The sequence below is a fragment of the Haloarcula amylovorans genome (assembly GCF_004681185.1).
Classification (GTDB): Archaea; Halobacteriota; Halobacteria; order Halobacteriales; family Haloarculaceae; genus Haloarcula; species Haloarcula amylovorans.
The window spans coordinates 119,278-142,394 of record NZ_SRIF01000005.1 but is presented as its reverse complement, the minus strand read 5'-3'; the positions used below and the strand labels follow the sequence as shown (position 1 = coordinate 142,394).

The following is a 23,117-nucleotide window of genomic DNA, read 5'->3' as shown; positions in this document are numbered from 1 at the left end:
GCCGTGAACCGCCCTAAGCGTGTGGGACCGACGTGCAGCCGTGAGACGCCACCGTTTTGTCAACGCGCCATGGGGACATTCGTATGTCCGCCCTCCAGTCAGCCCCACCCGCCCTCGGGCCACCACTCGTGGGTATCGCCGTCTTCGCCGTCGTCGGGGTCGTCCTCGGCGCAATGGGGAACGCAGTCGTGCGCCGTCTCCCAAATCCCGTCGGGAAGTACCGCCTCTTCTATGGGGTCGTCCTCGTCCCGTTCGCCGCAGTCACGTACGTCCTCCTGAGCGCCCTCGAACTGGGGCCGGCCGTCATCTGGCCGTTAGTTGAAGTGGAATCCGGCTTCCTCGTGGCTAGCGCGGCGACCCTCGTCGAGACGCTTACGGCGGGCCTACTCACCGTGGCCGCCTACGCACCGACGGTTCGTGGCGTTCGAGCGGTCAGAGACGTTGACCTCAGCACAGGCCGAGCGGTCGCACAGATGCTTCGATGGGGCCTCGGCGTGGGCACACTCGCAGCCGTCTTTCTCACCGCATTCCAGCGCGGCGGCTCGCCGCTCGCGCTCTTCGCCGCGCTGGTTGCGTTCGCCGTCGCCCTCTACTTCGGCGCGCCGTGGTACATTCCGATACTACGTTCGACGCACCGTCCCGACAGCGAGACGGCCGACCGCCTCGAACGCCTCCGGTCACGCGCTGGTCTCGATGTCCGCGATACCCGCATTCTCGAAAGCGAGGACGCCGAGACGGCCAGTACCGTCGTACGCGGGCCACCGGGCTACCGCCGCTTGTTCGTCACCGACACGTTCCTCGACGCCTTTGACGATGACACCGCGACAGCGCTGCTCGCCGTGCAGGCCGGCCGGAGCCACGCCCGAGTCCTCCTGCGAGTAATCGGTACCCTCGTCGCTGTTCTGGCGCTTCTCCTGTTGAACCCCGGCGGACTGACGGTCCCGGCGGTGGTCGGGGCGCTCGCGCTCCTCCTCGCTGGTCTCTGGTTCACTCGTCATGGAGTGGTCGCTGCCGACGACTACGCCGCCGAACAGGTGGGTAGCGAGACGCTTGCCGTCGCGTTCGAGCGCTACGCCGCCTTCCACACACTCGAACCGAGTCGTCGGCGTATCCCGAACCCGCTCTCGAAGACGCCTGCGCTTGGCGACCGAATCGACCGATTGCGAGAGTAAAAAGCAGGCGAGAAATAGCGATAAGCATACCGCTCGCCAGCGGCGAGCGGTTTCTACCGAACTCGCGGCGAGGCCGCGAGTTCGGTCGTTTTCGCCCACGTTTTTCGAGGCGCGGTTCGCGCGAAGCGCGAACCCAACGAAGAAAAAGGTGGTTTAGAAGTAGTCGATCGCGGCGGGCAGTTCCGTCTTCATGCCCTTGCGCTCTCGAATCTCGGTGATCTTCTCGGGCTGGAGGTTGTCGGCCATGACCTGGAAGCCGGCGTTCTCGGTGTTCCAGGAGGCACGACCCTCGGTGGCCGAGCGGATGTCAGAGGAGAATCCGATCATCTCGTCGACGGGCGCGACGCCCTCGACGACCATCAGGTCGCCTTCTTGGTACATGTCGTCGACGCGGCCACGGCGGCCCTGAATCTCGCCGGACGCTGCGCCCATGTGGTCGTTGGGCACGTCGATGCGGACCTGCTGAATCGGCTCCAGCAGTTTGATGTCCGCGTCGACGAGGGCGTTGTGAACGGCCTCACGGACGGCGGGGATGACCTGTGCGGGACCGCGGTGGATGGCGTCCTCGTGCAGTCGGGCGTCGTGCAGTCGCAGGAGCGAGCCCTGGACTGGCTCCGCGGCCAGCGGGCCGTCGTCGAGCGCCTCTTCGAGGCCCTCAATGACCAGTTCCATCGTCTCGTTGAGGTGCTGGATACCCTTCGTCTCGTCGAGCAGGATGTTGGTCCCGTGGATGTGCTCGATGTTCTGGGAGTCGTCCTTGTCCATGCCGGCCTCCTGCAGCGCCTCGCGGCGCTCCAGTTCGGGCATGTCCATCGACGCCTCGCCGAGCTTGATGGTCTCGACGATGTCGTCGCTGAGCGGTTCGACGGTGATGTAGAACCGGTTGTGGTTGTTCGGCGAGCGGCCCTCGACCTCGCGGGAATTGGACTGCGGGGCCTCGCGGTAGACGACGATGGGTTCGCCGGTGTTGATGGGGATGCCCTGGTTGCGCTCGATGCGCTGGCCGATGACTTCTAGGTGGAGTTCACCCTGACCGGAGATGAGGTGCTCGCCGGTGTCTTCGTTGATCTCGATCTGGATGGTCGGGTCTTCTTTCGCGACCTGCTGGAGCGTCTGAATGAGCTTCGGCAGGTCGTCCATATTCTGGGCCTCGACGGACTTGGTGATGACCGGCTCCGAGATGTGCTCGATGGATTCGAAGGGTGTCATCTCGACGCTGGACACCGTAGAGCCGGCGATGGCGTCTTTGAGACCGGTGACGGCCGCGATGTTCCCGGCGGGGACGCGTTCGACTTCCTCACGCTCGCCACCCATGTAGATGCCGACGCTCTGGATGCGGTTCTTGCCGGCGGTCCCGGAGACGTACAGCTCCTGGCCCTTCTCCAGCGTTCCGGAGAAGACACGCCCGGCGGCGATTTCGCCAGCGTGAGGGTCGACGCCGATGTCGGTGACCATCAGGACGACTTCGCCGTCCTCGTTGACTAGACGCATGTCGTCTGCGAGCTCCGATTCCGCGTCACCGCGCCAGATGCGGGGGACACGCATCGGCTGGGCGTCGACGGGGTTCGGGAAGTGCTCACAGACCATGTCCAGCACGACGTCCGAAAGCGGCGTGCGCTCGTGGAGTTCCTGGCGCTTGTCGTTGCGCTCCAGTTCCATGATTTCGCCGAAGTCCATCCCGGTGCGCTGCATCGAGGGCATCGAGACGCCCCACTTGTAGAGGGCCGAACCGAAGCCGACGGTACCTTCCTCGACGGAGACCGTCCAGTCCTCGATGTCGTCCATCTCTTCGGTCATTCCGCGGATGAGTTCGTTGACGTCCTGGATGACAGCGAGGAGGCGCTGTTGCATCTCCTCGGGGCCTTCCTGCAGTTCGGAGATGAGGCGGTCGACCTTGTTGATGAACAGCGTCGGCTTGACACCTTCGCGGAGCGCCTGCCGGAGGACTGTCTCGGTCTGAGGCATGGCACCCTCGACAGCGTCGACGACCACGAGCGCACCGTCGACGGCGCGCATCGCACGGGTCACGTCGCCACCGAAGTCGACGTGGCCGGGAGTGTCGATGAGGTTGATGAGGTGGTTCTTGTCCTCGTACTCGTGGGTCATCGAGACGTTCGCGGCGTCGATGGTGATCCCACGCTCCTGTTCGTCTTCCTCCGTGTCCATCGCCAGTTGTTCACCGGCGGTGTCGTCGGAGATCATGCCCGCGCCAGCGAGCAGGTTGTCCGTCAGCGTCGTCTTCCCGTGGTCGACGTGAGCGGCGATGGCGATGTTCCGGATGTGCTCCGGGTCGTCCATCAGTGTCTCACATTCCTGAACGATTTTCTTACGTCGGCCCATTATACAGAAGCGTATCAACAGGAGGGTCAAAAGGATAGTGTTTCCGCACGAGCGTGTCAGAGACACGCGAATGCGGAAGCTCGGCACGGAGAGAGTCTGTCGAACGGACTGCCGGTGTTTCGGCGTGAGCGTGTCATTCGTACGCGAAGGTCCGGGTTCGAGCGATACGAGGCGACCGCTGTCGTCAGCGCATCGGTACGACCCCGGCGACGAGTGTCTGCTCCACAAGAGACATACGTTTTCGATACCTGTGAACGTGACACATGGACGTGCACGTACAGGGCGGGCCCGCCGAACCGTTTCTCGGGGCCCGGAACCTCTTTTCCACCGAGTACGATCTCGAACGACCCGTGACAGTACGGATAGAACAGAGTCCGGACGAGCGAACCCGGGTGAGCCACGACGACCACGGCCACCGACTGACCATCTCTCGGCAGGCGGCGACCAGCGCGATGGCCCGTGAGCTCGCCCTCCACGAGTTCGCCCACATGCATCACTACGAGCGGGGTCACCCCTCGCACACCCAATCGACGGAAGAGGCAATCTACCTCGCGCTGGCCGGCCGCTCCGTCGAGCAGCGGAAGCTCACGCACTGCTATCAGATAGCGAACCACATGAAAGACGTCTACGCCGACGACATCTGGATGGCGATGGCACCGGGCGACAAGCTCGTCGGCTTCCTCGAAGCGAGCCTCGCGGCGGCCGTCGCCGACCGACCGGTCGAGCAACCGGGTTGGGAGCGGTTGACGCCGGCGTCTGACCCCGACATCACGGCCGTCAACGCCGCGTTCGCGCTGGCACTCTGTGAGCGCCACGACCTCGTCGGTGAGGGCCACCGTATGTACGATCTCGCGCACGCGGCCGCCCATGACGCCGCGGACGTAGACCTCGCGGAGTTCAAGCGCCACTTCGAATCGCTGTCGCCCGACCCCGACGAATCGGAGTTTCGGAAGGCGCTGGTCGACGTGACCAGAGCGTACGCCAGCGGCGACGGTGGGCAGGCCGCCGACTAGAAGAGCAGCGTCGTCGGCGACAACGTGAGTGCGATTCCCACCGCAAGCACCGGATAATCGCGGCGCTCGAAGGAAAGCGGCGGCAGCGTCGGGTTCCACGCGAAACAGCGCGCTCTGAGCGCCACGCTCAGTCGGTCGGAGCGCGCGAGCGTCCGGTCGAGCGAGCGGACGACCAGGAGTCGCGCGCGCACCCACACCGGTCGGCGCTCCCCGCCGCGGGCCAGCATCGCGTCCCGAACCTCCCGAACGTCGCCCAGCACGACCGGAAAGAGGCGGACGACCAGCGCCATCCCGACGCCGAGCAACTGTCCGGGTTTCCCCGGAACGAGTCGCTGGACGGCCGCGCGTGTCGCTCTGACCGGCGTCGTCGTCAGGTAGGCGGCGCTCACGAACAACACCGGTACGACGCGGGCGACGAGTCGCGCGGAGCGAAGCGCCGGTTCGATGCGAAACCAGGGCGGGCCGAGTGCGACGCCGGCGAGCACGGGTGCGAGCACCAGCACCGCGATAACGATTCGATACGAACGAAGGACCGCGAGTGGTGAGAGTCGTGCGGCCGCCAGCACGAGCAAGGAGAGGAGGGTCGCTCCGACGAGCCATGGCACGGTCGGGTGGGCGACGACGGCGATGGCGAGCCCGAACTGCACCAGCAGTTTCGACCGCGGGTCGAGTCGGTGGACGACGGAGTCGCCGGGCCGATAGCTCAGCATCGCGGATCTCGAACGCCGAGGGCCGCCACTTCGTCGAGGGCCGTCTCGGGTGTGTCGTCGAGAACGATTCGACCCGCTCGCAACCCGACGACGCGGTCGGCCCGTTCGTGGAGGTCACGCAGGTCGTGGGTGACGACGACGACGCCGGTCCCCTCGGCGTGTAACTCGCTGAGATGAGAAAGCACCGACTCGCGGGCCGGCCAGTCGAGCCCCGCAAGCGGTTCGTCCAAAACGAGATAGGACGGCTTCATCGCTAGCGCACCGGCGATGGCCGCCCGGGCCTGCTCGCCGCCCGAGAGTTCGTCTAGTCGCTCGTCGGCCCTCCCGTCTAAGCCCACCGCCGACAACGCCGTCTCGACTCGGCGGTCGATCTCCGCGCGGTCGAGTCCGAGGTTCTCCGGGCCGAAGGCCACATCCGCGCCGACCGTCGCGGCGACGAACTGATCCCGCGGCTGTTGGAACACCATCCCGACGCTCGTCCGCGCGGCGACCGGCCGCTCACTCACGTCGGTCCCGTCGACCGTAACCGTTCCCTCGTCAGGCGTCAACAGCGCGTTGAAGTGCCGGACCAGCGTCGTCTTCCCGCTCCCGTTCGGGCCGACCAGCAGACAGAACTCCCCGTCAGGAATCGAAAGCGAGAGACCGTTGAGGACGGAGTCGTCGTAGCCGTAGACGAGGTCCTCGACGGCGATCATCGCTGCGCGAGGTAGCCGCCCCGCACGATGGCGACGGCGATCCCGAGTTTCACGAGATCGAGGGGGAAGTACGGGGCCATCACGACTGCCGCACGCGAGAGCGGGAGTCCGGTGACCGCCGAGAGCCACGGGACGCCGATGGCGTAGACGACGACGAGCGCCGCTACGAAGCCAAGAACCTGCACCGAGAGCGAGACCGACGCGATGTCACGTGGTTCGATTCCGCGATGGATGAGCGCGCCGGCGACGACGGCTCCGACGAGAAAGCCCACGAGGAACCCGCCGGTCCCCTGTCCGACGAGGACGTATCCAAGTCCGGCGTTACCGTTCGAGAAGACCGGGACGCCGGCGATACCGACCAACAGAAACAGTGCCAGCGCCAGCCCGCCCCAAAGCGGCCCGAGCAAGAGCCCGGCGAAGAACATCCCGAATGGCTGGAGCGAGAACGGGGGAAGCGTTCCCGGAAGCGGTATCGACACCTGCGAGAGCGCTGCCGTCAGTGCTGCGATGAGGACGGCCGTCGTGAAGTGTTTGACCGTCTCGTCGCCCACCAGTTCGACGGACTCGTGCTGTTGTGACATGCGCTACTCTCTCTCGTCAACCAGAATATAATCGACGGTTCACCGACCGCGATACACAGCCATCGCTGCCCGATGGCAAAATCGGAAAAAGACAGTCGCAGATTAGCGAGCGGCGGCCGCGACGCGCTCTTTCTCTTCTTTCTGGTTGACGGCGTACGCCTGTACGTCGTCGTTAGCCGCGCCGATGAGCTGCTGGGCCAGCGCTTCCTCGGCGTTGGTGGTCGTCTTGAAGGAGCTGCCGTAGACACCCTCGGCGAGGAACTTCAGGGCCTGGTCGACGCGGCGCTGGGGCGCGACGTCGACGGCCTTCGGGACGGAGATGCCACCGTACTTCAGGCGGACGGTCTCCTCGCGGGGGGCGCTGTTCTCGACGGCGCTGACGAGCACCTGCACCGGGTTCTCCTCCGTGCGCTCGTGGACGATTTCGAAGGCGTCCTGCACGATGGAGGTGGCCAGTTGCTTCTTGCCTGTGTTCTCGTCAGTCTGCATCAGGCGGTTGATGAGGCGCTCGACGACGCTGATTTCGGACTTCTTGAACTGCTTGTCAGCGTGACGACCCATCGTGTGTGCGATGGGAGTGACCGTGATGTAACGCTCGGTCGAGGGATCGGAGTACTCGATGTCCATAACCGACCACGTACCGAACAGTTCGGCGCTGGCCGTCTCCTCGTCGTCTGTGCCGGCGGGGGCGTCGGGTTCGGGTTGTTCTTCTTCGCTCATAATTATCGGACGGGTTTCTCGGCGTTACCGCGGACCAGTTCGATCATGGAGACGCCGTTGACCTTCTCGACCTTGTAGTTGACACCGGAGAGGTCGCCCATCGCACGACCCTTTGCGCCACCGATCCCGGCGATGGTGACCTCGTCGTGCTCGTCGATGAACGAAATCGCGCCGTCACCGGGACAGAACGCGGTGACTTGCTTCCCGTTCTTGATGAGCTGAACGCGGACGCACTTTCGGATAGCGGAGTTGGGCTGTTTCGCTTCGATGCCCACCTTCTCCAGGACGATGCCTCGACCCTGCGGCGCGCCTTCGAGCGGGTCGGACTTCTTGCCGAGCCCGCGTTCGCGGCGCGCGTAATCAGAGTCGGACCACCGGTGCTTCTGGCGGTCCTTCTTGAGTTTGCGCGCGGCGTATTTGCCGTTTGCCATAGTACGCTTCCGTATCCTGCCGAGATACTTAAGACTCCTCTTTCGTCGGCGGCCGAGACGGTCGATGTGTGGCGTTCGCACACATGACGCTGACGAACGTACCGAGGACGGCAAACATCATTTCTCTCTGTCTGTCCGCGATACTTACTCGTGATAACTGGAGGGGAGAACTTAGGTAGAGCGTCGAAAAACCGCTACAGAAGAGCCAAGTGTCGATGAAGAAAACTAAACTTCTCCCAGATTTTATACGGCAGAGCTACCTTCGAAAGTTCGCCGTCGCCGTCGCCGTCATCGCGATCGTCGTGACCGGGGCGGGACTAGCTGCACAGAACGCTATCGCCGCCGACGTAACTGAACAGCGTAATGCGGCGCTGGCGACGTCGGCCGAACAGGAAGCACAGACGTTTGACCGCTGGCTCAGCGAACAGCGACAGGCCACGCGTCTCATCTCGAACCACCGATACGTGAGCAACTCGACATCGACCCGTATCGAGGCGACGCTCACCGAGGAGCGCTCACGAATGGGAACGACCATCGACGAGGCCCACTTGATCTCGCTATCGACGAACGAAATCGTCCGCAGTTCCAACCGGTCGATGCGGGGAGAATCCATCAGCCGGATGGGGATGTCCTGGGAGCGAGGGATGCTCGTCTTCGACGACGAGAACGATGTCGCCCGGTCGAAGGTGTTCTACTGGGAAGGAGAGTACAAGGTCGCCTTCGCCAGCAAAGTCCCCGACGAGAAACAGGCGGTCGTACTCACGTACGACGTCAGTACGCGCGCCCAGCAGTTCGCGTCTTCAATCGACCAGACGACGACACACGTCCTCGGCAGTGACGGTGAGATACAGTTCGCCACGAACGATTCGTCCATTCTCAAACGCTACACGAAGGGAACGGAAAAACGGGTGGTCGAGGAGAGCCAAAACGAGACGTCCGGACTTGTCGTCGGCGAGGGCGAAGTGTTCGGCTACGCCGAGACGACGGATGGCGACTGGCTCATCGTAAAGCGTGCGCCTGCAGAGAGCGTCTATGCACTCCGAGACACGATACAACAGGACCTCGCGATGCTCATCGGCCTCGCACTGCTCGGCTTCGTCGTCTTCGGGGCGTTCGTCGGTCGCGACATCAAACGGTCGCTGACCGGTGTCGCCGACCGCGCCGAGGCACTGGCCGCCGGCCGAATCGACGGCGAGGGCGAATCGAGCGAGCGGATGGACGAGATCGGACAGGTCGAGCGGGCGTTCACTGACATCCAATCGTATCTCGCTACCGTCGCAGACCAGGCCGATGCGCTGGCCGCACAGGAGTTCGACGATCCGGTCTTAGACGAAGAAGTGCCGGGCCGCCTCGGTGAGTCGCTTTCAGCTATGCAGACAGACCTCCAGCAGTTCGTCACCGAGATTGAAGCGGCGAAGACGGACGCAGAGGCCGCCCAGCGCGAAGCCGAAGAACTCGCCGACTCGCTCGAACAACAGGCCGAAGAGTTCTCCGACGTGATGCGTCTGGCCGCGGAGGGCGACATGACCCAGCGACTCGACACCGAGACCGGGACCGAGGCGATGGACGAAATCGCACAGGCGTTCAACGCGATGCTCGCCCAGCTGGGCCAGACCGTCGTCCACATCCGCGAGTTCGCCGCCGACGTCGACGGTTCGGCCGACCAGATCACCGCGAGCGCCACCGAGGTTCGGGACGCGAGCGAGGAGGTCAGCGAGTCCGTCCAAGAGATTGCCTCCGGTGCGGACAGACAACACGAGAACCTCCAGCAGGCTGCAAACGAGATGTCGAACCTCTCGGCGACCATCGAGGAGGTCGCCGCACAGGCCGACGAGGTGGCCGGCACCGCCGACGAGGCCGCCGACATCGGCGAGACCGGCAGCGAGCGAGCCACCGAAGCGATGGACGTGATGGGCGACATCGAAGCGCGCGCCGACGAGACCATCGACCGGGTGGAAGCGCTCGACGAGGAGATGGCTCACATCGGCGACGTGGTCGACCTCATCGACGACATCGCAGAACAGACGAACATGCTCGCGCTGAACGCCTCGATCGAGGCCGCCCGCGCCGGTGAGGCCGGCGAGGGCTTCGCCGTCGTCGCCGACGAGATAAAACAACTCGCACAGGAGACCAGCACGGCGACCGACGAGGTATCGGCCGTCATCGACGACGTACAGTCCTCGACGAGTACCGCCGTCGACGACATCCAGGAGATGGGCGACAGCGTCACCGACGGCATCGAGACCGTCGACGACGCCATCGAATCCTTAGAGACCATCGTCGACCGGGTCGACACCGTCAACGACGGCATCCAGTCGATTAATCACGCGACGGACGAACAGGCGAGTGCTACCGAAGAGACCGTCGCTATGGTGGACGAAGTCGGTTCTATCAGCGAGGAGACCGCCAGCCAAGCCGAGAACGTCGCCGCCGCCACAGAGCAACAGACCGCTACGATCAATGAGGTGACCACGAGCATCGAGTCGCTGTCCGGACAGGCGACCGACCTCCGCGACCTCCTCGCACAGTTCGACGTGGAGACGGCACAGACGCCCATGACCGACACGGATGTCTACGACCCCGATGCGACCGATACCTCGGTGGCTGGTGACGACTGAGCGACAAAAACGTTCGATCGAGTCGTTTTCAGGTGAGTTCGATGCCGTCGATCCCGAAGTGCCGCTTCGCCAGTTGGCGTGCAGCGTCGATATTTCTCCCCTCGCGACCGATGGCAGCCCCGCGGTCTTCCTGTGCCACTTCGACGTAGGCGACGGTGTCGTCGTTCTCGGAGATGGTGACGTTGTACACCGCCGCCGGCGCGAGCGCGTTGGCGACGAAGTTCTCGGCCGTCTCCGCATCTTCGACGAGTTTTACGTCGCGGCCGAGCTGCTCCTCGACGGTACCGACCGTCTGGCCGCCCGGCCCGATGGCGTCGGCCATCTCGCCGCGCTTGACCAGATAGACGATCTGGTCGTGTGCCTCGTCGACGATACAATCCCGGACGGTAACGTCGGCCTCGTCCTCGAAGAGGGCGACCAGTCGGCGCGCTTCGTCCGAGATTTCGATTCGCATCAGTCCTGACTCGCGCCCATGCGGAGGTCCACGTCGCCGGTGCCGAGTTTGATCGGCTTACCGACGATGACGTTCTCCGTGACGCCGTCGAGTTCGTCGACCTCGCCGTGGATGGCGGCGTCGAGCAGGTGGTTGACCGTCACCTCGAAGGCCGCACGTGCGAGCACGGAGTCTTTCGACCCGCTAATGCCGTGGCGGCCGATGGACTCGATGGTCCCCTCGTTGGTCATGATGTCCGCGACCAGCATCAGGTGGCGGACGTTCACGTCGTCCAGCCCCTGTTCTTCGAGCGTGTTCATCGTCTCGTTGATGAGTGTCTCGCGGGCCGCCTCGACGCCGAGGCTCCGGTAGATCTCGTGGATATTGTTACACGTCGTCCGGGAGGCGTCGACGCCCTCGATACCCAGTACCTCGCCGAAGTCAGACCCCTCAGTGTAGAGGACGAACTCCTCGCCGTCTTCGAGGTCTTCTTTGCGGATGACGACGCGGGATATCTCTTCGATGCCCTTGAAGACGATGTCGCGCAGTTCTTCGACAAGCTGGAGGAGGTCCCGGTAGCTCGGCTCCTCAGGGCCGAACTCGATGACTGTGTCGGACTGGCGAGCCGTGACGCCGAGGTTCGACTCGATGATGTCGGCGATCTCCTCGGCGATGGCGTTCGTGTCGTTCATCGTCGGCCATCGTTCCAGCAGCGTGTCTTCGTTCAGGTCGATCTGGACGAGCATGTCCGCGACGTTCGTCGAGATGTCACCAAGCGCGAGGATGCGCGTGGCTTCGATCTTCCAGACGACCTCGTGTGCGCGCTCGCGGTCGTCGGCGTGGTCTTCGTCCAAATGGACGGTCATCATCGGCGTGTCGGGTGTCTTCCGCGCGTCGACCAGTTCGATGAGGCGCGGAAGCCCTTGTGTCACGTCGATTTCGGCGACGCCCGCGTAGTGGAACGTGTTCATCGTCATTTGCGTTCCTGGCTCCCCGATGGACTGTGCGGAGACGGTCCCCACCGGGTCCAGCGGGTCGACGCGCGTGTTCATGTAGCGCGTCTCGACGGCCTGCGCAATTTCGTCGGCCTCCGCGACGGAGACGTCACGGGCTTCGATGGAACTGTACACGTCGTCTTTCAGCCGGCGCGGGAGCTCCGTGTCCTCGACGACGGCTTCGATGTCTTCGGTGACGTTCGTCATGGTTCAGTCGTCTCCCTCGGCCATCCACCAGTCGTCGGCGTGTTCCGAGAGGTTGGTCCGCTCGGTGCGCTGCCCGAGGAAGCTCTCTTTCTGCTTGTCGTCTTGGAACTCCTCGTTCAGGACGCTGTCGGCGATCTGTTCGACATCGACGGCCGCCTCGTCCTGATTGGAGGAGACGTTGACCGGCGACGTGCCGTCCTCACCGAACTCGAACTGGACGATAGTGTCCGAGGTGTCTCGGACCGTCCCGTCGTACTGCGTTTCGAGTTCGGAGAGCGCGTTGATGAGCCGCCGCTGGAGGTAGCCGGATTTGGAGGTACGGACTGCCGTGTCCACGAGTCCCTCGCGGCCACCCATCGCGTGGAAGAAGAATTCCTTCGGCCCGAGCCCCGAGCGATAGGAGGCTTCCACGAAGCCGTGTGCGTCCGCGGAGAGGTCGCCCTCCTCGAAGTGTGAGAGGGTACGGCCCTCGTAGCCGCGGTTGATTCGTTCGCCCCGGACTGCCTGCTGGCCGACACAGCCGGCCATCTGGGTCAGGTTCAACATCGACCCACGGGCGCCGGACTCGGCCATGACGACCGCCGGGTTGTCGTCGCTGAAGTGATCCTCGGCGATGTCGCCGGCGGAGTCACGCGCCTTGCCGAGCGTCTGCATGATCTTCATCTCCAGGGTCTCGTCGACAGTTCGGCCGGGCAGCGATTCGAGTTCGCCCCGGTCGTAGGTGTCGATGAGTTCCTCGACGCGGTCGTAGGCGGAGTCGATGGCGTCGTTGATCTGCTCTTCGGCCTCGCGGGGAATCGACTCGTCGTCGATTCCGATGGAGAACCCGAAGTGCATGATGGCACGCATCGCCAGCGCGGAAACCTCGTTGACGAGGATGCGGGCGCGCGTCTTCGAGTAGTCCTTGGCGATGGTGTCGACGACTTCGCCGCCGAACGCGCCGACGGCGTCCTCGTCGATGGTCCCGGAGGTCATCTCGCCGTTCTCGATACGCACCGTATCGCCAGCGGAGGCGGTGAACTCCAGGTTGAGGTCGTCCGGCAGGAGTTCAGAGAACAGGGACCGTCCCGTCCAATACGCCTCGCCGTCCTCCGTGCCGTCCGGTTCGGGCAACTCGTCGATACGCGTCGCCCGGAGCAGGTCCAGCGCCTGCGTCTCGTTGAAGTGTGGGTTGGTGTGAGTCAGCAGGTACGTCCCGCTGATGTGGTCCTGAATCGCGCCGATGATGTTCTCGCCGAAGCGCGGCGAGAGCATCTGTTCTTGCACGCGCATGAGGACGCGAGCCTCCGCGCGGGCCTCCTCGTTCTGCAGGGCGTGCATGTTCATCTCGTCGCCGTCGAAGTCGGCGTTGTACGGCGGGCAGACGACGGTGTTGAGCCGGAACGTCTTGTACGGCATCACGACCACTTCGTGAGCCATGATGGACATCCGGTGCAGCGATGGCTGCCGGTTGAAGATGATGATGTCGCCGTCCACGAGGTGCCGGGAGACCTCCCAGCCGGGTTCGACCTTCTCTGCGAGTTCCTCGCAGTTCTTCTCGGTGACCTTCAGTCGGCGGCCGTCCGGTCGCCGGACGTAGTTCGCACCGGGGTGACCCTCCGGCCCGTTGGCGACGTAGCGCCGCGCGTTCTCTAAGTTGCGCTCGTTGACGTTCATCGTCTGGGTCATCTCCCGCGCGACCCGCGTCGGGACGCCGACCTCGTTCATCGACAGCGTTGGGTCCGGAGAGATGACGGTACGAGCCGAGAAGTTGACACGCTTCCCCGAGAGCGAGCCACGGAAGCGCCCTTCCTTGCCTTTGAGGCGCTGCGAGAGCGTCTTCAGCGGACGGCCGGAGCGGTGTCGCGCCGGTGGCGTCCCCGATATCTCGTTGTCCATGAACGTGGTGACGTGGTACTGCAGCAGTTCCCAGAGGTCCTCGATGATGAGTTGGGGCGCGCCCGCCTCGCGGTTCTCCATGAACCGCTGGTTGATGCGGATGATGTCGACCAGTTTGTGCGTCAGGTCGTCCTCGGAACGCTGGCCGTTGTCCAGCGTAATCGAGGGTCGAGCGGTGACCGGCGGCACCGGAAGAACAGTGAGAATCATCCACTCGGGCCGGGACCGCTCGGGGTTCATCCCGAGCACTTCGATGTCGCCGTCCGGGATGTCCTCGAACCAGTCCCGGATGTCCGAGGGCATGAGCTTGTTCATGTCCTCTTCGGTCAGGTCCACCGACAGCGCCTTCTCCAGTGCGCGGCGGTCCTCCTGTCGCGGGCGGAACTCGCCGCTGAGAATCTGCTGGACACGGCCCGAATCGATACCCGTCTCCTCTGCGAGTTCTGGCGGCGAGATACGGTCTTCGGCTTCCTCCATCGCGGCGGCGAGGCGGTCGGGGTAGTCCGAAGCGAGCACCTGCTGGACTTCGTAGTAGGTGGTCGGCTTCTCGTGTTTGATGTCGTACTGTTTCTCGCCGCAGAACGGACAGCGGTCCTTCTTTCGAGCCTGCCGGATGGCAGCCTTCGTCACGTCGTTTAAGTCCCGGCCGAGGTCGCGGGTCCGCTGGAGACGGTCAGTGAACTCGTCGCGTTCGTGTTCGTCGAGACAGAGCCGCGAGCACTCGCGGCAGGTCCCCCGAAGGAGCCGTCGGATGAGTTTCGCGAACCCGACGTGGATGACGGGCGCGGCCAGTTCGATGTGGCCGAAGTGGCCGTTACACGACCCGCTGTGTTTCCCGCAGGTCTTACATTCGAGACCGGGGTCGATGACGCCCAGTCGCGGGTCCATCAGGCCCATGTCGATGGGGAAGCCGTCGTCGTCGTAGGTGTCGGCTGTGATGACCTTCGTCGCCGACATCTCGCGGTACTCCTCGGGGTCCATCAGCCCGAAACTGAGCTGACCGATTTCCTGTGGTGTCTGTTGGGAACTCATGCTAGACTGCGTCCTCCAGTTCGATTCGCGGAGCGATGCCGAGCGCCTTCATCTCGTCTAAGAGGAGCTTGAACGCGTAGGACATCTCCACCTCGTGGATGTCCGTCTCCTCCTCGCAGTTCGGACAGTAGACCCGGCGCTGTTCGACGTTCTCGACGGCGGTCATTCCACAGCGACCACAGACGTTGATGAACTCGCGGTCGGACTCGTCGAGCAGACGCTCTTTGAGCGCCATCGCCGCGCCGTGCCCGATGAGCACGTCCCGTTCCATCTCGCCCACACGGAGCCCGCCCTCGCGGGCGCGACCCTCAGTGGGCTGGCGGGTAAGCACCTGCACCGGCCCGCGCGAGCGGGCGTGCAGTTTGTTCGAGACCATGTGGTAGAGCTTCTGATAGAAGATGTCGCCGACGAAGATGTCCGCTTCAATCTTCTCGCCGGTGACGCCGGAGTACATCGTCTCCTTGCCCGAGGAATCGAAGCCGTGCTCTTCGAGCGAGCCGCGGAGTCGTTCCTCGTCCTCGCCGGTGAAGGCGGTGCCGTCGACGCGGCGGCCTTCCAGCGCGCCGACTTTGCCACCGATCATCTCTAAGATGTGTCCCACCGTCATCCGCGACGGCAGCGCGTGCGGGTTGATGATGAGGTCCGGCACGACGCCCTCCTCTGTGAAGGGCATGTCTTCCTGGGGCGCGATGTGACCGACGACGCCCTTCTGCCCGTGTCGGCTGGCGAACTTGTCCCCGAGTTCGGGGATGCGTTCGTCACGCACGGAGACCTTCGAGAGCTTCGAGCCGTCCTCGCCTTCCATCAGCGTCACCGTGTCGACGACGCCGGATTCGCCCGAGCGCATCGTCACGCTCGTCTCTCGGCGCTTCTGCGGGGAGAGGCCGCCCATGTCATCGGGCTCTTCGAGGAACCGGGGCGGGCTCGTCTTCCCGAGGAGGACGGCGTTCTCGCCGACGTCCGTCTCGGGATTGACCAGCCCGTCGTCGTCCAGATGCGTGTACGCTTCTTCGCCGCGAGCGCCCCGAACCTCGTCGTCGGGCATCTCGAAGCGGTCTTCCTGTCCGCCGGGGTAGCGTCGCTCCTCGCCCTCGTAGGTCCGGAAGAAGTGCGAGCGAGCGAGCGCGCGGTCGACCGAGCCCTGGTTCATGACGAGGGCGTCCTCGATGTTGAACCCCTCGTAGCTCATGACGGCGACGACGAAGTTCTGTGCGGCCGGCCGATCGTCGTAGCCAATCTGTTCGGTGGTCTGGGTCTTGACCATCGAGAGCTGCGGGTAGTGCAGCAGGTGCTGACGCGTGTCCGGGCGGATGCGGTAGTTCGCGCTCGGTAGTCCGAGCGACTGTTTGATCATCCCCGACCCCATCGTAATCCGGGGGCTGGCGTTGTGTTCGGGGTACGGAATCATCCCCGCGCCGATACCGAACATCAGCTGCGGGTCGACTTCGAGGTGCGTGTGGTTCTCGGTGAGTTCCGTCTCGTCGACGCCGACGAGGATGTCCTCCTCTTCCTCGGCGTCGATGAACTCGACCACGCCGCGTTCGACGAGTTCCTCGAACTCCAGTTCGCCGTCTTTGACCTGCTCGACCTCCTCCTCGGAGATGAGCGGCTCGCCGTTCTCGACGACCAACAGTGGGCGTCGGGCGCGGCCGGCGTCAGCGTTGATGATAACTTCCTCGGTGCGGTCCTTGACCGAGACGTTGACCATCTGGGAGACGTCTCCCCGCCGTCGGGCCTGTCGAACCTGTTCTGCGAGCTGTTCGGGGTCGGGGTGTGTCCCGACCAAGCTACCGTTTACGTATACTTTGGCTTCGCGTCCCTGACTCATATTAATCGTCCGCGGGCTGCTGTTGGATGGATTCGATTCCGGGGATGCCCTGGACCCCCATATCCGCCAGTTCCTGCTTCAGTTCCTGATTGTCCTCGACGTCCTGTGACAGCTCCATAGCCTGCGCGAAGTTCTTCACCAGCCCACAGTTCGGGCCCTCCGGCGTCTCGGAGGGGCAGATGCGACCCCACTGGGTCGCGTGCAGGTCACGCGCTTCGAAGTGGGGCTGTGAACGCGAGAGCGGCGAGCGCAGGCGACGGAGGTGAGAGAGAACGCCCATGAAGTCCGTCCGGTCGACCAGTTGCGAGACACCGGAACGGCCGCCGACCCAGTTCCCCGTCGCGATGGGGTGTTCGAGCCGCTCGGTCAGCACGTCCGAGCGGACCACCGTAGAGACAGACAGTTGGCGGTTCCGCATGTTCGCGCGTTCGAGCTGGTACTTCACGTCCCGGGCGAGCTTGTTCAGCGCCGTCCGGAACAGGTCGGTCATCAGGTCGCCGCTGACCTTCAGCCGCTTGTTGGCGTAGTGGTCCTTGTCGTCGGACTCTCGGCGATTCAGTGCGAGTTCGAAGCAGGCCTCGGCCATCCGGCAGAGGTAGTACGCCTTGTTGATGCGGACTTCTTCCTCGTCGACGCCCTCCTCGTGGAGGTGCGGCAGGAGATACCGATCGATAACGTAGTTGGCCCGCTTCAGTTGGTAGTTCTTGCCCTGTCCGGAGGCGACGCGCTGGCCGAGAGTCTCGATTGCACCCTCGGTGGTCTGGACTTCGGCCTCCTCCAGGTTTTCGAGCATGAACTTCACGATTTCCGGGTCCTCGCTGACGCGGTGGACGATTTCCTCGTCGGATTCCAGGCCGAGCGCCCGAACCAGCGTCACGAAGTCGATGCTTCCGGAGACAGACGGGAAGGAAACTTCCAGCAAGCCGTCGCGGGTGCGCTCACAGAGGACGAGCGCGCGGTAGCCACGGCGCTGGGAGAAGGTCTTTGCGACCTGCACCTCGTCGCCGTACTTCGTGTCGTACTCGGCGAGAATCTTGTTCGGGGCGAGGTCCTCGCTGGTCATCAGCACCCGCTCGGAGCCGTTGACGACGAAGTAGCCGCCGGGGTCAGCCGGGTCCTCACCGATGTCGATGAGTTCCTCGTCGGAGAAGCCGGCGATGTTACACTTATTCGAACCGACCATGACGGGCATCCGCCCGATCTTGGTCTCGGTCCGGTCGACGACTTCCTCGGGTTCCTCCTCGCCGCCGCGGACGATGGCCATCTCCATGAACACCGGTGCGGAGTAAGTGATGTTGCGGAGACGGGCCTCCTGCGGATAGAGGAGTTCCTCGCTCCCGTCGGCCTCTCGGACTCGGGGGGTGACGACGCGGACGTCGCCGAGTTCGACCCACACCGGCTCCTGGCCCTCTTTGTCGCCGATGTCGGTGTCGATGGTCTCCTTCTCGTCGACGACCTGTTGCATTCCGCGGTCGAGGAAGGAGTTGAACGAGCGGAAGTGATGTTCTGCGAGCCGTTCCTTAGCGAAGTACTCACGCGAGATTGCGCGTCGGTCCTGTGTATCCATTATTCCACCACCAGCCGATAGACGACCGCGACATCGGTCGTTCGAGAGTCGCGTTCGATTCGGATGACGTCACCGATCTCGGCGTCCTCCGGGAGCGCCGGGTCGGCACGCTTGATTTTCGGAAGGTCGGTTCGTTTGATGTCGTACTCCTCGAGCACTACCTCGAGGTCGTCCTCGTCGACGACGCTGTGGTCGGGGACGAGGTCGTGTTGACTTACATCTACCATATGTGTGCGTGTGCGTGGGGCCTGCTACTGGAGAAGGTTGCTGTCACGAGATACTACAGGTCGTTATTGTCGGCACGGGTATAACGCTTACTAACTCGGCCGGCAGTAGCTACTCGACCCCGACCCCCGCCGGGAACGTTGGGGTGAACTCGCGTACCAACCAGTTCGGTCAGGCCAGATATAGAAGTTTGGGTCCCGTCACGGGTACCCATCACAGAGCGCCTTCCTTTGGAAAGCCTTAATACTACCACCGGGATACGAAGAAGTGCAGCAAGGCAGCGTGCCCGGATGGTGTAGTGGCCCATCATACGACCCTGTCACGGTCGTGACGCGGGTTCAAATCCCGCTCCGGGCGCTTTCTCTCTAACTCAACTCCCCAGAGAGGTGTCTCGTCACCGAGCGGCGGCGAGTTTGAGGAAACGTAGACAAAGGGATTAGAATCCTCTCGGTTAGCACGTCGATAGTGACCGCTCTCGCAACTGATAGCGGGTTAGTACGGCTATAACAATGGCCTACCGGGAGGAAGTGTGGCGTATGAGGGGGTGTGCGCCCCTCGCCCTGTCATAGGCCCGCCCCGGGAGGCGGACGTAGGAAGCAAGACACCAATCCGGCATATGTTTTGTCCCCGTTGCCGGTCGGTTCGATGCTCAGTCGCCGATAGACTGTTTAGTGGGCACGTTCCAACGGAGGGCATGGACGACGGAGAGGGCGAGGCGATGCCCGGCGCGATTGTCGAGGCGTTCCTCGAACGCGAGGAGGGTGTCCGGGCGCTGCTCGAAGAACTGGAGAAGTTGACCATCGAGGGGCGTCACGGCGAGGTGCGCGAGCGGGTTCGAAATCTCGCGGACAGCGACGAGTCCGTGTTCTACACCGTCGCGTTCAGTCTGACGAACTCCCGACAGTTCTTCGGCGACGTGGAAGCCCAACTCGACGTGACCGCCGCCGACCGCCTGCGAGACCTCGCGGAGACGTATCCGACGCTCGCCGAGCCGTTCAACATCGTCAGAACCGAGCGTGCCGAGGACCGCCTCAATCCGGTGACAGACACGAGTTACACGGTCACGTACCACCACGGCGTCGAATCGCCGATGATAGCCTACAGCCCGCTCTCGGGCAACCAGCAGCTGTACGAGTCGCGCGGCACGCCGAGCGAGGTCCTGCGCGTCTCGACGGACCTCGCGGCGGCGACCACCGACGCCCTCGACGTGGCCCTAGAGAACGACTACTCGGTCAACACCGAGGAGCTAAGCACGCTCATCGACCGCCGCGAGGAACTGGAGACGGAGCTCTCGAAGTTGCGCGACCAGCTAGACGAGTTGCGACGGACGCCCGTCGAAGAATAGCGTGGTTCGAAGCGAGTGAAACGAGCGAGAACCACGAAACGCGAACGGGAGCGAAGCGACACGCGAGCAGGACAGCCCCGAGCGAAGCGAGGGGTCTCCGGACAAGCGAGCGGAGAGGGACCTTCGGTCCCGCAGGCAGTCGGGCGGCGTTGCCGCCCGACGACGGCGAAGCCGCGAGCAGTAGCGTGGTTCGAAGCGAGTGAAACGTCGGCGTGGCCACAACTGGGGCGTTTATGTATCGGCACACAGTACGGATAGATACGATTCTCTATGGGCATGGAAAGACTGAGCAATCAGGTCGAAAAGGAGGGACGAGACCTGACGATTCTCGAAGCGGTTATCGACAACGGGCCGATCGGTATCGTTCGGCTCTCAAAGGAGACAGGGATTCCAGAGCACAAGGTGCGATACTCGCTCCGGATGCTTGAGGACGACGAGTTGGTCGACCCGACGCCGCAGGGGGCGATTCCGGCCGACGACATCGACCAGCGGGTCGCGGAGATAAACGAGGGGATCGAGACGCTCGTCGGTCGTCTCGAAGAACTCGAAGGGTTGTTTACGACGACGGAAACTGCCGAGTAGCGGACCAACGATTTTGTCGTCGGCCGTCGAACCAGCGGCCATGGACGTCGCACTCATCAGCGACACGCACATCCCGTCGCGGGCCACCGAGATACCCGCTGCTTTCCGAGAACGCATCGAAGCGGCCGACCACGTGATTCACGCCGGGGACTTCGACAGCGAGGGCGCGCTGTCGAACGTCAGAGCGATGTCGGCACGGCTGACCGCCGTCTCGGGAAACATGGACCCGCGTATCGGGCTTCCTAGCCGAGCGACGGTCGAACTCGGCGGCGTCACCTTCGTCGTGACACACGGCACCGGCTCGCATCGAGGATACGAGGACCGTGTCGCCGGTGTCGTCCGCGAGGAAGCCAAGGAGGCGGACGGCGACGCCGTCGGCGTCGCGGGTCACACCCACGAAGTGGTGGATACGACGCACGGCGGCGTGCGACTGCTGAATCCCGGAAGCGCGACGGGCGCGGCCCCCACCGACCGGACGACGATGATGACTGCCTCGGTGCGAGACGGTGCGCTCGACGTGATGTTACACGAGCAGTAGTCCGCTCGTTCGGCCCGCCGAGCGAAACTGACGCGCTTTTCCCCGTCGGCGCTGTACCGGCAGTATGTTCGATGCACGCCCGGACCGCGACGCCGAAGTGGTCCTCGTCGGCCGCTCCAACGTCGGCAAATCGACGCTGATGCGAGAGCTCACCGGCCACACGTTCGACACCGGCCAGCGTCCCGGCGTCACCCGCAAGCCCAACCACTACGACTGGGCTGGTCCCGATTTCGTCCTCACCGACCTCCCCGGCTTCGGCTTCATGAAGGGCGTCCCCGAGGATGTCCGCGAGGAAATCAAGACCGACGTGGTCCGCTACGTCGAGACCAACGCCGAGAAGATTCTAGTCGGTATCCTCGTCGTCGACGGAAAGTCCGTCGTCGACATCATCGACCGCCACTCCGGTCCCGACGAGATTCCCCACGACGTCGAGATGTTCCACTTCCTCCGCGAGGTCGGCGTCGAACCCGTCGTCGCCGTCAACAAGATGGACAAGGTCGACGACGAGGACGAACGCTTAGACGACCTCTGTGACCGCCTCGGTCTCCACCCGCCGTGGCAACAGTGGCAGGAGACTATCGCCCCAATCAGCGCCAAACGCGGGAACATCGACGCGCTGAACGAGGCGGTACGACACCACCTGCACGAAGCACAACGGGACGACCTGTTTCAGTTCTTCTAGGCACCGCTCGGGGTCGAGGAGTCGATTTTTCCTAGTCTCCACCGGGCATAACACTGTCTAACCGACTCGTCTGTCTGGTCCAGACGCCCCGGTCGAAATCGATGGCGTCGTTCCACTTCCCGACGACGGTGGAGACGGCGAGGTCGCCGGTGACGTTGTTCATCGTCGCGATGCGGCCGAGAATCGGGTCGACGCCCGCCACGAATCCGACGACTTCCAACGGGAGGCCGACCTGTGTGAGGATGACGGTGAGCATGACGATACCCGCTCCCGGCACGCCGGCGGTACCGATACTAATGAGGACGGCCACGAGCAAGACGAACACCTGCTCCGTGAGCACGAGTGGTTGCCCGACGACGTTCGCAGCGAACATGACCGTAATCGCCTGTCGGATAGCAGCGCCATCCATGTTCGCCGTTGCGCCGACCGGAAGCGTAAACGAGTACACTCGTTCGGCGATTCGGAGGTCTTCCTCGGCGTTTCGCATCGTCACGGGCAGGGTTCCACTGGAGGAACGCGTAGCGAAGGCGGTTACCATCGCGTCCTTCGCGCCGGCGAGGAAGGCAAGCGGCGAGACGTCTGCTATCAGCACCATCAGAATGAGGAGGTAGGTAACACCGATGTGGACGACGATGGCGATTGCGATCGCTAAGACGAGTTCGCCGAGCGTCGTGAACACGCCGATACCCTCGGTGCCGATACCCGCGGCCATCAACGCGAAGACGCCGATTACGCCGTATTCGAGGACGCCGCGAACCACGACGAACATCGCCTCGGCACCGACCTCGAAGGCCTCGAACACCGAGTCGACACTGTCTGCGAGGTCCGGCTTCTGGGCGCGGACGTAGGTGAGTGCGATACCGAAGACGATGACGAAAAATACTGTTGCGAGCAGGTTCCCCTCGGCCATCGCCGCCACCGGGTTACTCGGAACGATTCCGAGAACGACTTCCATCAGCGACGGTGGTGACTGCGACTGCGCTTCGCCTCCGACGAGTTCAACGCCTCGGCCCGGTTGGAGGACGTTGGCGACGGCGAGTCCGATAATCCCGGCTATCGTCGTCGTCACCGCGTACAGTCCGACCGTCGCGCCGCCGATTCTCCCGAGGCGTGCCGGCGAGAGCTGTCGGATGCCGGTCAAGAGCGTAAAGACGATAATCGGGATGACCAGCATATCGAGCAAGCGAAGGAACAGGTCGCCAAGCGGCGTGACGATAGCCATTCGGTCACCGAAAACGAGACCCGCTACTGAGCCCAGTACGAATGCGACGAAGATGCGGTAGATGAGCGGGACGGACCGATACTGTCTCCAGAGGGAGCTGACGGAACGAGTCATACCTCTCGGAAAGCCAGCGACCGGTAAAGGGGCGTGCGTCCCGTCAGTATCTGCAGGCACCTTCGACGGCGCCCGAGTCAGCCGTTTCTCCGGGTGAGCGCAACCCTCTCAGCGCGCGTCGATCGAAGTCGGACGCGTGAGCACGGATACTCAACCGGTTTTAGCGGCCAGTTTCGGACCGTCGACTAG

Annotated in this window: 20 protein-coding genes and 1 tRNA gene; 8 read left to right on the top strand and 13 right to left on the bottom strand. The window is 63.7% G+C overall.

What is annotated here, in order from left to right:
- The first annotated feature begins 83 nt into the window (after window positions 1-83).
- A complete protein-coding gene (locus tag E4S61_RS18145; protein ID WP_135305357.1) occupies window positions 84-1,172 on the top strand; it encodes a peptidase in 1,089 nt (362 codons plus the stop codon).
- Between the two features lie 153 nt (window positions 1,173-1,325).
- On the opposite strand, the gene E4S61_RS18140 is transcribed toward E4S61_RS18145, so the two are convergent.
- Window positions 1,326-3,512, bottom strand: coding sequence for an elongation factor EF-2 (locus tag E4S61_RS18140; protein WP_135305356.1), 2,187 nt, complete (start codon window positions 3,510-3,512; stop codon window positions 1,326-1,328).
- A gap of 263 nt (window positions 3,513-3,775) precedes the next feature.
- Between E4S61_RS18140 and E4S61_RS18135 the strand changes: the two genes are divergently transcribed.
- Window positions 3,776-4,525 carry a DUF5781 family protein gene (locus E4S61_RS18135; protein WP_135305355.1) on the top strand — a complete coding sequence of 250 codons (750 nt, stop codon included), beginning with the start codon at window positions 3,776-3,778 and terminating at the stop codon, window positions 4,523-4,525.
- Here the strand turns inward: E4S61_RS18135 and E4S61_RS18130 are convergent.
- The 5 genes from E4S61_RS18130 to E4S61_RS18110 all read right to left on the bottom strand — a co-directional run bounded on the left by E4S61_RS18130 (window position 4,522) and on the right by E4S61_RS18110 (window position 7,662).
- Window positions 4,522-5,235 carry an energy-coupling factor transporter transmembrane component T family protein gene (locus E4S61_RS18130; protein WP_135305354.1) on the bottom strand — a complete coding sequence of 238 codons (714 nt, stop codon included), beginning with the start codon at window positions 5,233-5,235 and terminating at the stop codon, window positions 4,522-4,524. The two genes, E4S61_RS18135 and E4S61_RS18130, sit on opposite strands and share 4 nt — an antisense overlap.
- Complete coding sequence (locus E4S61_RS18125) at window positions 5,229-5,930, bottom strand: energy-coupling factor ABC transporter ATP-binding protein (RefSeq protein ID WP_135305353.1); 702 nt, start codon at window positions 5,928-5,930, stop codon at window positions 5,229-5,231. The genes E4S61_RS18130 and E4S61_RS18125 overlap by 7 nt, the downstream gene beginning before the upstream one ends.
- A complete protein-coding gene (locus E4S61_RS18120; RefSeq protein ID WP_135305352.1) occupies window positions 5,927-6,511 on the bottom strand; it encodes a biotin transporter BioY in 585 nt (194 codons plus the stop codon). Before E4S61_RS18120 ends, E4S61_RS18125 begins: the two co-directional genes overlap by 4 nt.
- A gap of 102 nt (window positions 6,512-6,613) precedes the next feature.
- Window positions 6,614-7,231: a 30S ribosomal protein S7 gene (locus E4S61_RS18115; protein WP_135305351.1), complete on the bottom strand. Its 618-nt coding sequence runs from the start codon at window positions 7,229-7,231 to the stop codon at window positions 6,614-6,616.
- A 2-nt stretch (window positions 7,232-7,233) separates the two neighbouring features.
- A complete protein-coding gene (locus tag E4S61_RS18110; RefSeq protein ID WP_135305350.1) occupies window positions 7,234-7,662 on the bottom strand; it encodes a 30S ribosomal protein S12 in 429 nt (142 codons plus the stop codon).
- A 215-nt stretch (window positions 7,663-7,877) separates the two neighbouring features.
- Here E4S61_RS18110 and E4S61_RS18105 point away from each other — a divergent pair, with 215 nt between their 5' ends.
- Window positions 7,878-10,280, top strand: a complete 2,403-nt coding sequence (locus tag E4S61_RS18105) for a methyl-accepting chemotaxis protein (RefSeq protein ID WP_135305349.1) — start codon at window positions 7,878-7,880, stop codon at window positions 10,278-10,280.
- Window positions 10,281-10,308: 28 nt separating this feature from the next.
- Here E4S61_RS18105 and E4S61_RS18100 read toward each other — a convergent pair whose 3' ends face one another.
- Genes E4S61_RS18100 through E4S61_RS18075 form a run of 6 tightly spaced genes read right to left on the bottom strand, consistent with a single transcriptional unit; the run spans window position 10,309 to window position 18,447 of the window.
- A complete protein-coding gene (locus tag E4S61_RS18100) occupies window positions 10,309-10,734 on the bottom strand; it encodes a NusA-like transcription termination signal-binding factor (RefSeq protein ID WP_135305348.1) in 426 nt (141 codons plus the stop codon).
- Window positions 10,734-11,915: a DNA-directed RNA polymerase subunit A'' gene (gene rpoA2, locus E4S61_RS18095; protein WP_135305347.1), complete on the bottom strand. Its 1,182-nt coding sequence runs from the start codon at window positions 11,913-11,915 to the stop codon at window positions 10,734-10,736. Before rpoA2 ends, E4S61_RS18100 begins: the two co-directional genes overlap by 1 nt.
- A 3-nt stretch (window positions 11,916-11,918) precedes the next feature.
- Window positions 11,919-14,825, bottom strand: coding sequence for a DNA-directed RNA polymerase subunit A' (locus tag E4S61_RS18090; RefSeq protein WP_135305346.1), 2,907 nt, complete (start codon window positions 14,823-14,825; stop codon window positions 11,919-11,921).
- 1 nt (window position 14,826) lies between these two features.
- Window positions 14,827-16,653 (bottom strand): DNA-directed RNA polymerase subunit B, encoded by a 1,827-nt coding sequence (gene rpoB / locus E4S61_RS18085; protein ID WP_135305345.1) that lies wholly within the window; start codon window positions 16,651-16,653, stop codon window positions 14,827-14,829.
- A gap of 1 nt (window position 16,654) precedes the next feature.
- Entirely contained in the window at window positions 16,655-18,220 is a 1,566-nt protein-coding gene (locus E4S61_RS18080; protein ID WP_135305344.1) for a DNA-directed RNA polymerase subunit B'', read from the bottom strand.
- On the bottom strand, window positions 18,220-18,447 hold the full coding sequence (locus E4S61_RS18075) for a DNA-directed RNA polymerase subunit H (RefSeq protein ID WP_135305343.1): 228 nt from the start codon (window positions 18,445-18,447) through the stop codon (window positions 18,220-18,222). The genes E4S61_RS18080 and E4S61_RS18075 overlap by 1 nt, the downstream gene beginning before the upstream one ends.
- Window positions 18,448-18,729: 282 nt before the next feature.
- Between E4S61_RS18075 and E4S61_RS18070 the strand changes: the two genes are divergently transcribed.
- The 5 genes from E4S61_RS18070 (at window position 18,730) to engB (ending at window position 21,592) form a co-directional block, all read left to right on the top strand.
- Window positions 18,730-18,802: transfer RNA gene (locus E4S61_RS18070), tRNA-Asp, on the top strand.
- A 337-nt stretch (window positions 18,803-19,139) separates the two neighbouring features.
- Window positions 19,140-19,790 carry a hypothetical protein gene (locus E4S61_RS18065; protein ID WP_135305342.1) on the top strand — a complete coding sequence of 217 codons (651 nt, stop codon included), beginning with the start codon at window positions 19,140-19,142 and terminating at the stop codon, window positions 19,788-19,790.
- 276 nt (window positions 19,791-20,066) lie between these two features.
- Window positions 20,067-20,372, top strand: a complete 306-nt coding sequence (locus tag E4S61_RS18060; protein ID WP_209309551.1) for a winged helix-turn-helix transcriptional regulator — start codon at window positions 20,067-20,069, stop codon at window positions 20,370-20,372.
- Window positions 20,373-20,412: 40 nt separating this feature from the next.
- Complete coding sequence (locus E4S61_RS18055) at window positions 20,413-20,910, top strand: metallophosphoesterase family protein (RefSeq protein ID WP_135305340.1); 498 nt, start codon at window positions 20,413-20,415, stop codon at window positions 20,908-20,910.
- A gap of 64 nt (window positions 20,911-20,974) precedes the next feature.
- A complete protein-coding gene (engB, locus tag E4S61_RS18050; RefSeq protein WP_135305339.1) occupies window positions 20,975-21,592 on the top strand; it encodes a GTP-binding protein EngB in 618 nt (205 codons plus the stop codon).
- Between the two features lie 31 nt (window positions 21,593-21,623).
- On the opposite strand, the gene E4S61_RS18045 is transcribed toward engB, so the two are convergent.
- Entirely contained in the window at window positions 21,624-22,928 is a 1,305-nt protein-coding gene (locus E4S61_RS18045) for a dicarboxylate/amino acid:cation symporter (protein ID WP_135305338.1), read from the bottom strand.
- Window positions 22,929-23,117 lie beyond the last annotated feature (189 nt).